Raw genomic sequence first — 15333 nt, 5'->3', positions numbered from 1 at the left:
GTCAGGCTCTTCTAGAAACGGTAAGTGAGGTCGACGAGCAGGCGCAGATCGCGTTCGCGATCACCGTCGTAGGGTCGGCTGATCAGGCTCAGGTTCGCGCCGACGTCCAGTACGTCGTTCCAGCGATACCGTTGGCCGTAACCGACCAGGCCGATACCGCCGGTGGAGTAGTCCTGCTGCTTATAGGTACCCGCACCGACCTGGAACTGCTGGCTCCACTCGGTTTCGTAGCGGTGATAGAGCACGTGGTTGATGTTGATGATCGGCAACACGGTGAAGTCCGACTTCGGGTTGAAGTACACCGTGTCTTCCTTGCTGTTTTTGCTCGCGCCGACTTCCAGGCCCAGGTCCACTTGCACGCCCGGCGAGCTGTAGATGCCCTCGCGGCCGCTGAGCAAGGCTTCGAAGCGGTCGTTGCCGTCGCTGAAATGGGAGGGGCTGAGGGTCAGTTTCCACTCGCGGCTTTCATTCGCGCGCCAGCGGATAAAGCCGCTGCCACCGTTGGCCGTGACGCCATCGTTGAGCGCGCGCAGCGGCGTGGTGCTGAGCAGGTAGCCGAGGCTGCCGCCGTATTGCCAGTTATCGTTGATGTCGCGGGCAATCGACACGGCGGCGCCTTGCTTGGTGCCATCGCCGTAGGAGTGGTTGGACACCTCGGCTTCGATAGTCATGTCACGGGTACGCCGCTCCACGCCGACCACCTGCCAACGGTGCTGGCCGGTGCCTTCTTCGAAGTCGGCACGGGCATAACCGGCACCGGCGAACACGCGCCAGTCTTCGTCGATGGGCGGCGTGTACACACGCGTTTCGATGCCCCAGTCACGGCTCCCCGAGACCGCACCCGCATCGCCGCCGTTACCGCCGCCGAAGCTTTTGCCGGTGTAGGCCTCCACGCGCAGCTCGGCCATCTCATGCACATCGCGTAGGCGGCTGAGGCGCTGCACCTGGCGGTTGTCGGGGTTGCGCGCCACCACGTCATCGGTGAGCACGTCGAGCTGGCGCCACTCCTGCAGGTCCAGGGCGGTGTAGGCCTGGCTCACTTCCAGGCCGATATCGCGCGGGGCCTGGGCTTCGGTTTCCTTGAGCAGGCCTTCAGCGCGCCGTGGCAGGTCGCGGGCGCGGTACATGTCGGCCTGGGCCAGGCGCAGGCCGACGTTGCCCGGGGCTTTTGCCACCAGCGCTTCGAGGCCGGCTTCGCTGCCCGCCAGGTCGCCGCCGTAGGTACCGGCCTGCGCCGACAGTTGTTGCGCGTCCATCCAGCTGTCGTTGGGGTTGCCGATCGGCAGTCCCTTGAGTTCCACCCGTGGGTTCTGGCTGTTGGCCAGGCCGTTGGCGACCTCGCGGGCCTCCGTCACCTTGTCGCTTTCGAGCAAGGCATAAAACAGCGCCGTGCTGTCTTCTACATGGTCAGCCGGGTCGGCGTCCGGGGCAGTGATGGCCTGGCGATACAGCGGTTCGGACTTCTCCGGCTGGCGCTGGTCGAGGTAAGCGGCGGCCACCCAGCGCACGGCGTAGGTGGGCAATTGCACGCCTTCGCCCTTGAGGGTTTCGTACTCGCGGATCACTTCGGCGGTCCGCGCGCGCGCCTTGAGCGCGCCGAGGCGGTCGATGCGCCAGCCCACCACGTCGTCGTGGGCGCTGGCGTCGGGAGTCCAGCGCGCAAGCAAGCGGTCGTAGTCCTGCAGCGCGCGGTCGGCGATCACGTAGCGTTCTTGCTCGGTGCGCGTGGCGAATTCGGCCATGCGCACGCGCTCGGCAGCCAAGTCTCCTTCGAGGCGACGCTGGGTCACCGCGTCCACCAGGCCCGGGCGCTTGGCCGACAGGCGCAACGCGGCCTCCGGCAAACGGGCTTTTTGCAGGGCAACAATATATTCGCGGGCGACGTCCGGTTTGTCGCCGGCGCGGATAAACGCCTGGTCGAACTCGAACAGTGCGTCGTAGTTCAGGCCGGCGCGGGCCAGCGCGTAGCCCAGGGCCATGCGCCGGTTCGGGTCATCGGGCTTGGCGGCCACCAGCGCGCGGGTGCGTTGCACGGCTTCGTTGGCCTTGCCGCCGTCGGCCTGGGTGAGGGCCAGACCCAGTTGCAGGTCGACATTATTCGGTTCACGCAGCAGCGCGCGGCGATAGACCGCCTCGGCCTGCGCCCACTGCTTCTGGTTGCGATAGGTACGCGCGACGGTGGCCAATGCCTGGGAGGTCAAGTCGCGGTGCGTGCCCTGGGCCTCATACACCTTCAGCACTTCGGCGTCCTGGCCGGCCCAACCGGCGATCACCACATGGTCGCTGATCTGGCCGGGCGTCTGGCGCTCGGCGGGCAGTTGGCGCAATTGGGTGAGGGCGGGGGTGAAGTTGCCATTGCGCGCCTGAATGATCAGGGCGTCATAGGCCGCGTCGGCCATGGCGAAAGTGGGCATCAGCAACTGGCTGCACAAGGCGACCCCGACGAGCAGTCGCAACCGGCCTGATGCACTGAGTGGTAGGTTTCGCAACATATCGTGAGCTTCCTTACACACGGAAAGCTGTAACGATAGGTGGTCCTGAGCGATTCGCTTCAGGGTGCCGACGTCTAATGACCCGGCCTAGCTTTCCTGTAGGAACTATCCCCGACACGCGTGTGCAAAAGTACAAGTCAGAACAATTGTTCAGAATTGCATGAGAATCTGAAATGTGAATGGGGGAACGGGGTTGCCTGCGATAACAGCCCGCCGCCCGGCACGTGCGCCGGGCGTTTGACCTTTATCGCGGGCAACCCCGCTCCCCCATTATTTATTTTCGGGCGCGGCTGAAATCTTACTGCGCGCCGCTGACCGCACCCACTTTGGCCATGACAAAGCCAATGAACTGTTCAACGGTCATCTTCTGGCCATTAAACGTCACTTCATTGTTGGCGTAGTGCAGTTTGGACACCACATCGCTGCCCACCAGGGTCGCCAGTTGCGTACCCACGGCCATGCCGCTGACCATCTCGCTGGCCATCTGGGATTGCTGCTCGATGGCTTTCGGGTCGGTCACGCCACCGGCCTGCGCTTGCAGGGCGGCAACGTCGGCGATCATCGGCTTGGACAGCACCAGGTTGGCGTCCAGCAACGACACCATCTGCTTGCCCAGCTCAACTGGCGGCAGTTCCATCGACGCAGGCTTGGTCAGGTCAACAGAGAGGTTGAACTTGCTTTCGCCGTGGGTGGTTTTCAGGGACAGGTTTTCCAGCGCCACATGCGGCTTGGCGGCCAGCAGCTGGTTGACGTTGGCTTCAGCCAGGGTCTGCTCGGCTTCGGTCAGTTGCAGTTCCGGCACCGGTTGGCCGGCGGCGGCCGCGGCTTGCACCGGTTGCATCTTGTCCTGGTACAGCTTGGTCAGCACCAGACTCGACGGCACGTCGAGGTTCTTCAAGCTCACCGCCATGGCAGCGGAGCCGACAGGTTTGCCCTGGTAGCCGATCTCGTCGATCTTGTAATCGACGCGGCCGTCCATGTTGTTGTCTTTGATTTCGCTGGTGTCTTTCTGCTCGAAGCCCTTGAGCGTCACTACGGCCTTTTGCGGGCCGTAGATGAACTTGGCGTCGGTCAGTTCAACGGTGTTCTGCCCGGTATAGAAGCCGAAGGTGGATTTTTCCAGGTTGCTGGCGACGGTGAAGCCGGCAAACTCAGCGGCGAATGGCTGGCCATTGGCGTCGACCACGCTGATTTTGAGGTTGTTCATGTAGCCGTCAGCCTTGACCTTCTTGCCTTCGGCAGTGCTGTCGAAGTCCAGGTTGGCGCCGGAGAAGCTCGCCGAGGACGTGTCGTCCTTGAACTCCAGGGGCAGCAGCTCAACGTTGCCGTTGACCGAACGGTTGTAGCCGATGTTGGCCACGCCCTTGAGCGGCGACACGTCTTTGGCGGCGGCGAACCATTTTTCGGTGGTGGGGTTCTTTTCCAGCGCAAAGTGACTGGTGGCCATGACCGGCAGCCATTTCAGCGATACCAGACGCGAGAACGGCAGCGGGCCGTGTTCGATATGGTCGACAAACAGCAACTCGGGGTTGGGGTTCTGTTCGCCGAAGAACGAGCCTTGTGCCTTGAGGCGATAGTGCGCGGTGCTGCTGAACAAGCCACGATCCAGGGAGACCAGTTCCAGGTCCAGGGTGCCGTCGGTGCCGGCCATGGAGCGTTGCAGTTCCTTGTTGGCATCCTGGACCGCCGTTTGCAGCACGGGCTCCAGTTGCTTACCGGTGTACCAGGCGCCGCCTGCACTGACGACGCCAACGGCGACCACAAAACCCAAAAGAACGACTACTGGCTTATTCATGAAGTGACCTGATCAAATCCTGTGAGAAGTGGGCTGTCTTCCTTGAACCCCAAAGGGGTTGGCTCAAGCCCGCCGAAAGCGGGGGAAGATTAGCACTGGCGGCCACGAACGGCCCAGCTTTCTCAGAGGGGTCAGGTGTGCAGTTGGTTCACGAGTATTCGGTTTCGATCTCGTCGAGCTGGTGATCAAAACTCTTCAAGCGTGCGGTCCAGGTGTATACCAGCACCTCGAACTCGCGGTGGATCACGGCGTTGCCCGGGGTGTCGGACTTGGGATCACAGAAGTCCAGCTGGTAGCGCTCACGGGCCATTTGTGTGGCCACGTCGGACAATTCCCGCGCGTTATTCAGCCAATGCCTACCCTCGGCGACCTGTTGGTCGAGCAGTACGCACTGTTTTTTCAGGACTTCGAGGCTTTTTTCCAGCGGCGTCCCCGTGAGGTCGCCCATCACTTCCTGAAACGTGCGCCCGGGTTGCCAGTAGCTGCCCCAGAAATAGCGGTCGAACACGGTTTCGACGCGGCGCAGCGCGACCTTGGTGTCCCAGATGGCCACGCGGGTCTTGCCTTGTTCGAGGAGTTTTTTCTTGACCCGTTGATTCTGATAGGACGCCCAGGCGACCACGCCGATGGACAAGGTGCCGATCACCAGACAGGCGCTGTCGAGAAACACCATGGCCTTGTCGAGTTGGTGAGCCAGCATGACGCCGTAGAAATAGGTCGCCGATAACAACACCAGTGCGAAACATACGCACCAGAAAGCGGGAGCATAAGGGTTTTTCATTATTGGAATCCCCATGAGCAAACGCGAGCAGTGTCTGGTGAGGCATCACGGCGCCCCACCTCACAAAGCATAGCTATCGCTTCAGGGTTTGCTGGCCTGCGCAGGTTGCGTTCGTCCGCTTTCCCAACCGCCGCCCAAGGCCAGGAACAGATCGATCTGGCTCATGGCAACCTGGGTGTTGGCGGCGGCCAGCTGCGCACGCACATCGGTGTAGGTGCGCGTGGCTTGCAAGTCGGCCAAAAACGAGGCGCGGCCGGCCTGGAAGAAGCGGTGGGTCTGGTCGGCAGCTTCCTTGGCCGACTCGCCGGCGTCGGCCAGCGCGTCGCGGCGCTGCAACTGCGCGGTGTACTGCGCGAGGCCGGTCTGGGTTTCGCGGATGGCGTTGAGCACCACGCCGTCGAAGTGCGCCAGCGCGCCCTGGGTCGCGGCTTCGGCTTCGTGGATGCGCGCGCGGGCGCCGTTGGTCGGCACCGTCCAGCTGATCAGCGGGCCAAAACCCCAACGGTTGGTGGCCGGCGTGCCCAGGTTCTCGAGCAGGCCAACGGTGCCGACGGTGGCACCGATGCTGATGTCCGGGTACAGCGCGCCAGTGGCAACGCCGATACGCGCGGTGGCGGCGGCCAGTTGGCGCTCGGCCTGGCGTATGTCGGGGCGACGCTTGAGCAGCGCGGCGCCGTCGCCCACGGGCAGCAGCTGGGCGATATGCGGCAGCTCGGCGCAGCTGGCGGTGCCCGCCGGCAGTTGGACCAGCGGCTTGGCCAGCAGCATCGACAGGCGGAACAGCCCCGCCTGGCGCGCCGCTTCGTAGCGCGGCATGTCGGCGCGCAAGGATTTGTATTGGGTTTGCGAGCGCGTCACCTGGGTTTCATCACCACGGCCAGCGTCGCGCAGGCGCTGGGTGAGCTTGGTGCTCTGGGCTTGCAGGTCGAGGGACTCGTTGGCAATCGCCAGCTCTTCGTTGGCCGCGCACACCTGGGTGTAGGAGCGCACCACATCGGCGACCAGGGTGATGCGCGCGATGTCGGCGGCAGCCTGGGCGGCGTCGGCGCTGGCCTGGGCGCTCTCGATGCCGCGCTGCAAGGTGCCGAACAGGTCGAATTGATAAGACGTGGTGATACTCGCGGCGCCGATGTTGCCCACCGGAACTTTTTCCGTCAGCAAAAAGGCTTCGCCCGATTCCTGCAGGCGCTGGGCCTCAGCCTTGGCGCCAAGGCTCCAACCGCCGGCAGACTTGGCCTGGTCGGTCTGGAAGCGCGCGCGCTGCAAGTTGGCCGCAGCCACCCGCAGGTCGGTGTTGGAGGCCATGGCCTGGCGCACCAGCTCATCCAGGCGCGGGTCTTTGTACAGCTTCCACCAGTCGGCGGGCACCGGCGCCGACACCACGTTGTTGCCCTCGCCCGCCAGCTGCCCTTGCAGGTCGCTACGGTTGACGGCGGATTTTTCCGGCAGCGTGTAATCCGGCCCAACCACTTGGCAGGCTGACAGCAACAACCCCAGCGCAGCGGTTGCCAGAAGCTGCTTCATGGCTTGTCTCCGTCTTTGACCTGATCGCCGATGATCGACACCGTGGCCGTGCGCCCGGCGATCATGCGAAAGTCCGCCGGCACGTCATCAAAGGCAATGCGCACCGGGATCCGCTGGGCCAGGCGCACCCAGCTGAACGCCGGGTTGACGTTGGGCAGCAGGTTGGAGCCGCTGCTGCGGTCGCGGTCTTCGATGCCGGCGACGATGCTCTGCACGTGGCCGCGCAGGCGGGCGTTGTCGCCGATCACGCGGATGTCCACGGCCATGCCGACATGGATGCCGTCGAGCTTGGTCTCTTCGAAGTAGCCGTCGATGTGGAACGAATTGCTGTCCACCACCGACAACACCGGGCGCCCGGCGGTGACGAACTCTTGATTACGCGGCGCGCGGTCGTTGACGTAGCCGTCCACCGGGCTGCGGATCACCGAGCGGTCCAGGTTCAACTGGGCGGCGTCCACCGTCACCTGCGCTTCGGCCAGGGCCGATTGGGCGCGGGCCACGCGGGACTGGCTTTCTTCCAGTTGCTCGCTGGGCACCAGATTGCCCAGGCCTCGGTTGCGCTTGTACTCGCGGCTGGCCTGGGCCAGGGTTTCCTGGCGATCGGCCACGGCGGCCTGGGCTTGGCGCAGCGCCAGCTTGAAGCGGTCCTGGTCGACGGCGAACAGCACCTGGCCCTTGGTCACCAACTGGTTGTCGCGCACGTCCACTTGCTGGATCAGCCCGGACACGTCCGGCGCGATCTGCACGATGTCGGCACGGATGTGCCCGTCACGGGTCCAGGGCGCAAACATGTAGTACATGACCATGCGCCACACAACGACGACCGCAAACGTCACGATCAACAACGTGAGAACTACACGGCCGATGGTCAAAAAAGGTTTTTTCATGTCATCAGGTATCGACTGAGTGAGTCCACCGCACCCAGCAACAGCGCGTAGAGCCCCACATTGAACAATGCCCGGTGCCAGACCAGGCGATAGAAGTGGAGACGGGTCAACAACCCGTGCACCACCAGAAACAACACGTACGTAATGCCCATCAGCACCAGCAGCGTGGGCAGGAACACCCCGCTGATATCCAGATCACCGATCATAAAGGCGCTCCATCCGGCAGCGGCGCTTCCATCTCCGTGCCACCAATAAATTCCACGCCGGGCAACAGCGCCAGGCGTAAACCGGCCAGGGCGTGCAGCAGGTGCACGCGGGTGTCGTCTTCGTCTTGCAGGCCCTGGCCGTTGAGGGCGCGGCGCGTGCGGTCGAGGGTCATCAGCAGACCGCTCGGCGCGGGCAAGCGTTCACCCGCCTTGAGGCAGGCCTTGAAGTACCCGCCCACGCCCTCCACCACCTGGTTGAGCAGCACCCGCGGCACACCAAGGATGCGCGGCGAGTAGGCCAGCAGGTCGAGCAAGTTGAGCGCCACGCGCAGGTCGCGCAGGGCGATGCCGGTGTCCTGGCCGGTGAGGGCCAGGCGCGGCAAGTGCTGCATCAGGCGGTCGAGCATCTGCGCGGCCATGTGCCGGTGCTCGGCCAGGGTCGCGGGCTCGGTGAGGCTGACGATGTCGCGCCAGCTGAAACGGGTCAGGCGCTTGGCCGCCAGCTCGGCGCCGAACGGCCGCGCGATCAGCGTCCACACAAACGCAAACAGCAAGCCCACCGGCCCGGCCAGGTTGACGTTGGCGAAGTTTAAAAAGTCGGCGTCATAGGCGCCCTGGATGCTGATGAACGACGAGGTGTTCACCAGCGTCAGCAGCATGCCCAGGTAGAAACGCGGCTGCACCGTCAGCGTGCCGATGCAGATAAACGGCACGGCAAACGCCAGCACCAGCATCGGGAAATCGTGCAGGTTGGGCAGTACCAGAAACAGATACAGGCTGGCGAACAGCACCGACATGGCGGTCCAGAAAAAGAACCGGTAAATCTGCGGCGCCGGGTCGTCCATGGTCGCGAAAAAGCTGCAGGCCACGGCCGCGAGGATCACCGCGCTGCCGCCGTCGGTCCAGCCCAGCAAAATCCACAGCACCGAGGCGACAATGATCGCGCTGACGGTGGAAAACGCCGAGTAGAACATCAGGCCACGGTCGAGGAATGGCGTGAGCCGGCCCAGGCGCCAGTGGCGGTAGACGGCGCGCCAGGTGTCCTGGCTTTCGCACTGGATGGCGGCTTGCAGGCTGCGGCAGTCTTGCCACAGGTCGATCCATTCGCTCAGGCGGTACAGGGCGTTGGAGAACAGCAGCGTATGACGGTCGTCGAGCGCTTCGCCCTGGGGTTGCAGGGCGTCGAGTTGATCGCGCAGGGTGCGCCAGCGTTCCAGTGGGGCGCTGTCCTGGGTGTCTTCCAGCCACTGGCGGCTGGCGTCGAGTATCGGCGTGATGCGCTCGACAAACTCTGGCGCGCGGTGCTCGAGGGCATACAAGGCATCGTCGAGGGCATCCACCACCGGCAGCAGGTGGATCATGCGTCCACGCAGTTCCTTGGTGTTGCGCACCGTCTGCGGCCGCGCGCCTTCGTGGGGCAGTTGGCCGATCATCAATTCGAGGGTGTTGAAAGTGGCGACCATGCCGCCACGCAGGCTGCTGACCTCTTCGGGGTCCACGTTGCGCGTGAGAAAACGCAGGCTGTAGACCTGCGCATCGGCAAACCACTTGGCCACCGACCCGTCGAACACCGGCATCAGCCGGCGCGGCCAGAACATCGCACCCACCACGGCGGCCACGGCGATGCCGAGGAAGATTTCTTCGGTGCGCGCCTCGGCCACATCCCACACCGCCAGCGGGTTATCCACCACCGGCAAGGCGATCAGCGGCAAGGTGTAGCCGGCCAGCATCAGCGCATAGTTGTTGGCGGTGCGCAGGTGCATCGAGAGGAACAGCAAGGTGCCCGTCCACAACGCAATCACCACCACCAGAATGTAAGGCGACTGCACGAACATCGGCACAAAAAACACCGCCGCCGCCGCGCCCATCAGCGTGCCGATGGCTCGGTACAGGGCCTTGGAGCTGGTGGGGCCGACGAACGGGCTGGAGACGATATACACCGTGGCCATCGCCCAATACGGACGCGGCATCTGCATAAGCATGGCGATGTACAGGGCGATCATCGACGCGGCGAAGGTACGCACGCCGTAGAACCAGTCGCGGGCCGGCGGCATGCCGGTAAAAAATCCGTTCAAAGCGTCGCCGCCTCGAAAGCGCGCAGCACTCGCAGCGCGGCTTCCATATCGGTGGGTGCGATATCTGCCAGCACTTCCTTACGCAAACGCACCAATTGCTCTTCCACCGCCTGCACCAGTTCACGGCCGCGCTCGGTGAGGCTCAAGGCCTTGGCGCGGCGGTCGTGGACGTCTTCGGTGCGGCACACATAGCCGTCATTGCACAGCCGGTCGAGCAAACGCACCAGGGACGGGCTTTCCATCCCCGCTGCGTGGGCCACTTTGACCTGATGCACACCATCGCCCAAACGGCCGATCATCAACAACGGCACGGCGCAGGCTTCGGAAATACCGTAGCTCACCAGCGTGGTCTGGCAGATTTTGCGCCAGTTACGGGCGCCCACCACCATGCTGCTGCTGAGGTTCATCTGGAGTTGTTCGAGGGTCTGGGACACTGGATAGTTCGCATACAGTTAGTTTGCTAACTATCAATATGGTGGATGGATCCAGATGCGTCAAGTTTTGAAACAATTTCGCGGATGGGTGGGAGAGGTAAGTAAAGCGGATTCGGCGGCAGGTGCAGGATTTTCAGCAATAGCTGCAACACCGAGGAGTAAATGTGGGAGGGGGCTTGCCCCCTCCCACATTTAGACCGAGTTGGCTTCAGGCCTGTTGTTCAGTCATCGCCCACCCCGCAACATCAGATTCAACTCATCCACCACTTCCGCCCAATCCGCATCCTCCAGAATCTCCTCGCGCAAAAACGCGCGCTGGCTGTCCGTCCAGAAAAACGCATCGGCCAATTTCAGGTCAGCTTTGAGCGGGGAATGCACCGCGACAAACTGTTCGATGCTGACCGGATCATCCGGCAGGCCCAGTTGCTTGAACAGGGAGGGCAGGTTGTGCACGGGCGATTCCATGGTGGGCTCCAGATGAATAAGGTTTAAGTGAGTCTAGTGGCAGCCATCGGGCTGCGGCGGCGCCACGTTGCACAGCGCAAACAAACGCGCACGCGCGCCGCCGCCGTCCTGGCGACTGAGCTCGCGCCAGCCGCCGGGCAACGGAGCGAAGTCATCCGCCGCCTCGTCGCTGCTGATCAGCCACACCCGGCGGGTGCCGGCAGGCAATGCCGACAGCTGGTCGAGGTAGATGCGCCCGCCGTCCTGGTCCACCAGGGTGCCGAAACCGTAGGCATTCGGCCGGGTCGGGGTGCCGTCCGGCTTGGGCGGGGTGTAGAGCTGCAGTTGGGCGTCGGTCTGGTCGTAATACACGTAGCTGAGGTACCACATCATGTCGCTCAACACGATGCGGTCGTCTTCCTGATAATTGCGATTGACGAACTCCACGGGCACGTTGAATTGGTCGTGCTCATCCACGGCGAAATTGTTTTTCAAACCCACCAGTTCAACGCCTGCAAACAGCACGAACAACGCCGCGCCCAACCATGACAAACGGTCGATGGCCAGCGCCAGGAGGATCGGCAAGGCCAAGGCATAAACCGTGAGATATCGCTCGATAAACACCGGGGAAATGAACGACACCGCGTAGACCAGCAACAGCGGCAGCAGCAAAAACAGCGCCAGCAGCCTGGCCGGCCGATAGGGCTCGCGATCGCGCCAAGCGGTCACCACGACCACCGCAACCAATAACAGTGGAAACAACCAGAACAGCGGCGGCCAGAAACCCACGCCTTCATCCTGCAGCACGAACTGCCAGATCATCGACGGCAGGGACAGCAGGTTGACCGGTTCTTCCCAGCCGATATCCCCGCCCACTTTGAGTTGATCGACATGCTGAACCAGGTCCAGCAGATTCGGCAGCCACGGCAGGTACAGCAGCACAATCACCGCGTTCGCCACCCACCACGCAGGGCGGGTGATCAGGCGCGGCCCTGGCGTGCGCGACGTACTCAACAGCCCCAGGTAGGCCCAATGCACCAGCACGCACAGTGCGGTGAAGTAATGGGTGTAGAACCCGGCACTCATCAACAGCACATAAGCTGCCAGATAGCGTGTGCGCTCAGGCTGACGCACCCAATACACCAGCGCAAGCGTGGCGCCCAGCAGCCAGACGCCCAGCAGCGAATACATACGCACTTCCTGGCTGTAGCGCACCGCCGTCGGCAGCAGCGCCAGCAGTACCCCCGCCAGCAAGGCCGCGCGCCGGGTGGACAGTTGCCGCGTGAGCCAGATGCCCAGGCCCACGGCAATCACGCCGGGCAGAGCGCTCATGCCACGGATCGACCAGATGCCGTCGCCGAACAGTTCGATCCAGCCACGCAGCATGAAAAAATACAGCGGTGGATGCACATCATGGCCCGCGTGAAACCACAGGTCGGCCGTGGCGTACTCGCTGAGCAGCAGGCTGGAGCCTTCGTCACCCCAGATCGCCGCCGACGTCAGGTGATAAAAGCGCAAGGCCGTGGCCAGTGCCAGGATCGGCACCCACCACAAGCGGCTGACCCAACCGCCGCCCTCCCACGCAAGGGGATTGAAGGCGGATAACGCCCCGACCTTTTCGTTTGGCTCGACCACAGACCGACGCACTTCACTTCCCCTGCCACTGCCCTGACTGCCTCAGTGCAAACATCGCCACTCTAGGACAAAAGCCCCCCGATCGCCTCTGGAATCGGACAAATCGGCAATTTGTGTAGGGCTTCACCGAAGCGTCAGCAGGAACACGCTATTATTGCCGCCCTCCAAGGACTCAGGATCAAGGACACGTCATGCGCATCGGTTTTCTGTCACCTCTGGCACTGGCACTGCTCGCCGGCATTTCCCTACCGGCCCAGGCCAGTTCCGACGACACGTGCTACCCCGACTGGCGAGTCTCGCGTGACAGCCTCGACGCCTGCAGCAACCAACCCTTTCTCAGCCCGGGCAACGACAGCCGCGTGAACCTGCGCCTGCTGCTGGCCGACAAAAAGGCAGCCGCGCTGACCCCCAATGCCTTGAGCGAAGACGACCTGGCCCAGGGCTTTGGCCCGGTGCCGTTTCCGGTGTATCGCCTGACGCCTGTGCCCGCGACGAACGATGAGCCCGACAACCAGCCGGACACCTCGCGCACCGCCGAGCTCGACGCCCTGCTCAAACCCCTGGGCATCCAGCGCGACAGCGCCGAGGCCGCCGGGGACGCCTTCCTCAGTGGCGAAGGCAGCCGCTGCCGCAGCAACAACGACGACAGCGCCACCGCGTTTATCAGCCAGGTAATCAAGGCCGACGTGCCGGCCGCCGAGCGCGATGCGCTGGTCAAGGCGCGCCTGCAGCTGCTCACCACCTGCAACTCGGACGGCCAGGTCGTCGCCGAGCCGATCGACTCCTCCAACGGCCGCTTGCTGCGCACGTATTTGCAAGCCGCCGCCGATTTCTACAGTGGGCGCTTCAATGAGGCCGAACGCGGTTTTGCCGCCGCCAGCAGCAGCGAGTTGCCATGGCTCAAGGAAACCGCGCTGTACATGGCCGCGCGCACATCACTCAATCAGGCCCAGGCCGAAGCGTTCGACCAATACGACATGCCGCAGCTCGAACATGTGGATAAAACCGCCCTGGCCGCTGCCGAACAGGGCTTCCTCCATTACCTGAAAACTTATCCACAGGGCGAGTACGCCGCCTCCGCGCGCGGCCTGCTGCGCCGCGTGTATTGGCTGGCCGACGACGCCGACAAACTCGCCGAGGCCTACGCCTGGCAACTGACCCAGGCTACCGAGGCCGAGCGCAACGTGAGCCAGGATGAGCTGGTGGAAGAAGCCGACCTCAAGCTGTTGATGATCTACCGCGGGACCATTCCGACTCCGATGATCCAGCTCGTCACCGATTTGATGTCGATGCGCGCCCACACCCCACCGAGCCTGACCCGCGCCGACCTCGACGCGCAGAAAGCCGTGTTCGCCAATGACCCGGCCCTGTACGACTACCTGCAAGCCGCATTCGCCCTGTACGTCGAGCATCAACCCGACACCGCCTTGAAGCACCTGCCCAAGGACGTGCCGTCGAGCCTGGATTACTTCGCCTTCAGCCAGCAGACCCTGCGCGCCCTGGCGCTGGAAGCCAAGCAAGACTGGAAAGGCGCCGAAGCGCTGTGGCTGCAACTGCTGCCACTTGCCAGGCAACCCCTGCAACGCGACCAGCTTGAGCTGGCCCTGGCGATGAACTACGAGCGCAGCGGCCAGTTGGCCAAGGTGTTCGCCGCCGACTCGCCGATCAGCGCCAAGCAGGTGCGTTACATCCTGCTGCGCAACGTCGCCGGGCCTGAGTTGCTGCGCCAGCAGATCGCCCAGGCCAGCGACCCGCTGGAGCGTCAGACCGCGCAATTCGTGTTGCTCTATAAAGACTTGCTGCGCAGCCAGTTCGCCACCTTCGCCGACGACTTCAAGCAACTGCCCGCCGCAGCGCCTGAGGACAAGCTGGGCACCAGCCTGGGCTACGTCTACAGCGGCGGCCAGGCCTTGAAACTGTTCCAGTGGAACGGCGATAAAGCCGAATCCGGCTACGTCTGCCCAAGCATCGCGCAAACCGCCGCGACCTTGCAGAACGACGCCAAAAACCCGCAAGGCCTGAACTGCTTCGGTGAATTCATCCTGCGCAACAACCTCGACGGCATGCCCCTGGAGCAAGCCCGCGCAGCCGGCAGCCTGGGCAGCACCGCGTCCGACTTCAAAGGTGAAACCTTCTCGCGCCTCGACGGCTACAAACAGGTGATCGGCAACGCCAAGGCGCCAAAGAACGACAAGGCCTACGCTCTATTCCGCGCGATCAACTGCTACGCGCCCGCCGGCTACAACAGCTGCGGTGGGCAGGACGTCGAGCCTGCGGTGCGCAAGGCCTGGTTCCGCCAGCTCAAGAGCGGTTTTGCCGACACCCAGTGGGGCAAATCCCTGCAGTACTACTGGTGAAACACCTGTGGCTAGGCTTGCTGTTGCTGGCAAGCCCGGCCTTCGCCGCCGTCGACGCCCGCGACTATGACGCCTTCTGGCTGTGGAGCGGCGTGGCGCCACAACCGGTGCTCAAGCAGGCCAAAACCCTGTACATCCTCCAGGGCCAGATCAACTCCACCCGCCGCGCACCCCAACGCGGCGTGCAGATGATCGCCCAGGGCATCAGCGTGCCGCGCATTACCCAAGGCGAAATCTGGGTGGTGTACCGCGCCCACACCCTGCACTGGCCAGAGCGCGTCTACACCCAACTGCTCGGCCAGGTGCAACGCTGGCGCGACGCCGGCAACCCGGTGGTGGGCATCCAGATCGACTTCGACGCCCGCACCCAATACCTGCACGAATACGCCGACTTCTTGCGTGACCTGCGCCAACGCCTGCCCGCCGACTTGCGCCTGAGCATCACCGGCCTGATGGACTGGAGCAGCAACGCCGACCCCGCCGCCATCGCCCAGCTAAAGGGCGTGGTCGATGAAGTGGTGGTGCAGACGTACCAGGGCCGGCACAGCATCCCGGATTACGCGGCGTACCTGCCGCGCATGAACCGGTTGGGGCTGCCGTTCAAGATTGGGTTGATTCAGGGTGGGGAGTGGCAGGAGCCGGGGTATTTGAAGGAGGGGGAGTGGTTTCGGGGGTATGTGGTGTTTTTGCAAAACCCTTAACA

Annotated in this window: 12 protein-coding genes; 2 read left to right on the top strand and 10 right to left on the bottom strand. The window is 63.6% G+C overall.

Annotated elements, in window-relative coordinates; genetic code table 11:
* Window positions 1–11: 11 nt before the first annotated feature.
* The 10 genes from pgaA to AC0IYH_RS07425 all read right to left on the bottom strand — a co-directional run bounded on the left by pgaA (window position 12) and on the right by AC0IYH_RS07425 (window position 12285).
* Window positions 12–2492, bottom strand: coding sequence for a poly-beta-1,6 N-acetyl-D-glucosamine export porin PgaA (pgaA, locus tag AC0IYH_RS07470; RefSeq protein ID WP_471833649.1), 2481 nt, complete (start codon window positions 2490–2492; stop codon window positions 12–14).
* 298 nt (window positions 2493–2790) lie between these two features.
* A complete protein-coding gene (locus tag AC0IYH_RS07465; protein WP_471833647.1) occupies window positions 2791–4287 on the bottom strand; it encodes a YdgA family protein in 1497 nt (498 codons plus the stop codon).
* Between the two features lie 148 nt (window positions 4288–4435).
* The gene (locus AC0IYH_RS07460; protein ID WP_116627652.1) at window positions 4436–5068 is read right to left on the bottom strand and encodes an NADH:ubiquinone oxidoreductase subunit N; all 633 of its coding nucleotides are present in this window, start codon (window positions 5066–5068) and stop codon (window positions 4436–4438) included.
* 81 nt (window positions 5069–5149) lie between these two features.
* Entirely contained in the window at window positions 5150–6592 is a 1443-nt protein-coding gene (locus AC0IYH_RS07455; RefSeq protein ID WP_471833645.1) for an efflux transporter outer membrane subunit, read from the bottom strand.
* Window positions 6589–7479 (bottom strand): efflux RND transporter periplasmic adaptor subunit, encoded by an 891-nt coding sequence (locus AC0IYH_RS07450; protein WP_122774997.1) that lies wholly within the window; start codon window positions 7477–7479, stop codon window positions 6589–6591. Before AC0IYH_RS07450 ends, AC0IYH_RS07455 begins: the two co-directional genes overlap by 4 nt.
* Entirely contained in the window at window positions 7476–7685 is a 210-nt protein-coding gene (locus AC0IYH_RS07445) for a DUF1656 domain-containing protein (RefSeq protein WP_010214247.1), read from the bottom strand. The genes AC0IYH_RS07450 and AC0IYH_RS07445 overlap by 4 nt, the downstream gene beginning before the upstream one ends.
* Window positions 7682–9760, bottom strand: coding sequence for an FUSC family protein (locus tag AC0IYH_RS07440; RefSeq protein WP_471833642.1), 2079 nt, complete (start codon window positions 9758–9760; stop codon window positions 7682–7684). The genes AC0IYH_RS07445 and AC0IYH_RS07440 overlap by 4 nt, the downstream gene beginning before the upstream one ends.
* The gene (locus AC0IYH_RS07435) at window positions 9757–10167 is read right to left on the bottom strand and encodes a winged helix DNA-binding protein (protein WP_116627656.1); all 411 of its coding nucleotides are present in this window, start codon (window positions 10165–10167) and stop codon (window positions 9757–9759) included. The genes AC0IYH_RS07440 and AC0IYH_RS07435 overlap by 4 nt, the downstream gene beginning before the upstream one ends.
* A gap of 252 nt (window positions 10168–10419) precedes the next feature.
* On the bottom strand, window positions 10420–10659 hold the full coding sequence (locus AC0IYH_RS07430; protein WP_116627657.1) for a DUF2789 domain-containing protein: 240 nt from the start codon (window positions 10657–10659) through the stop codon (window positions 10420–10422).
* Between the two features lie 33 nt (window positions 10660–10692).
* Window positions 10693–12285: a glycosyltransferase family 39 protein gene (locus AC0IYH_RS07425; RefSeq protein WP_471833640.1), complete on the bottom strand. Its 1593-nt coding sequence runs from the start codon at window positions 12283–12285 to the stop codon at window positions 10693–10695.
* Window positions 12286–12464: 179 nt separating this feature from the next.
* On the opposite strand from AC0IYH_RS07425, the gene AC0IYH_RS07420 reads away from it, so the two are divergent.
* Together AC0IYH_RS07420 and AC0IYH_RS07415 are read left to right on the top strand one after the other, a co-directional pair.
* On the top strand, window positions 12465–14630 hold the full coding sequence (locus tag AC0IYH_RS07420) for a PA5441 family protein (RefSeq protein WP_471833638.1): 2166 nt from the start codon (window positions 12465–12467) through the stop codon (window positions 14628–14630).
* Complete coding sequence (locus AC0IYH_RS07415) at window positions 14627–15331, top strand: DUF3142 domain-containing protein (protein ID WP_116627660.1); 705 nt, start codon at window positions 14627–14629, stop codon at window positions 15329–15331. The genes AC0IYH_RS07420 and AC0IYH_RS07415 overlap by 4 nt, the downstream gene beginning before the upstream one ends.
* Window positions 15332–15333: the final 2 nt, after the last annotated feature.

The organism is Pseudomonas sp. AC463 (assembly GCF_979253585.1).
The sequence above is the reverse complement of the archived record's forward strand: the minus strand, read 5'-3'. Positions and strand labels throughout refer to the sequence as shown.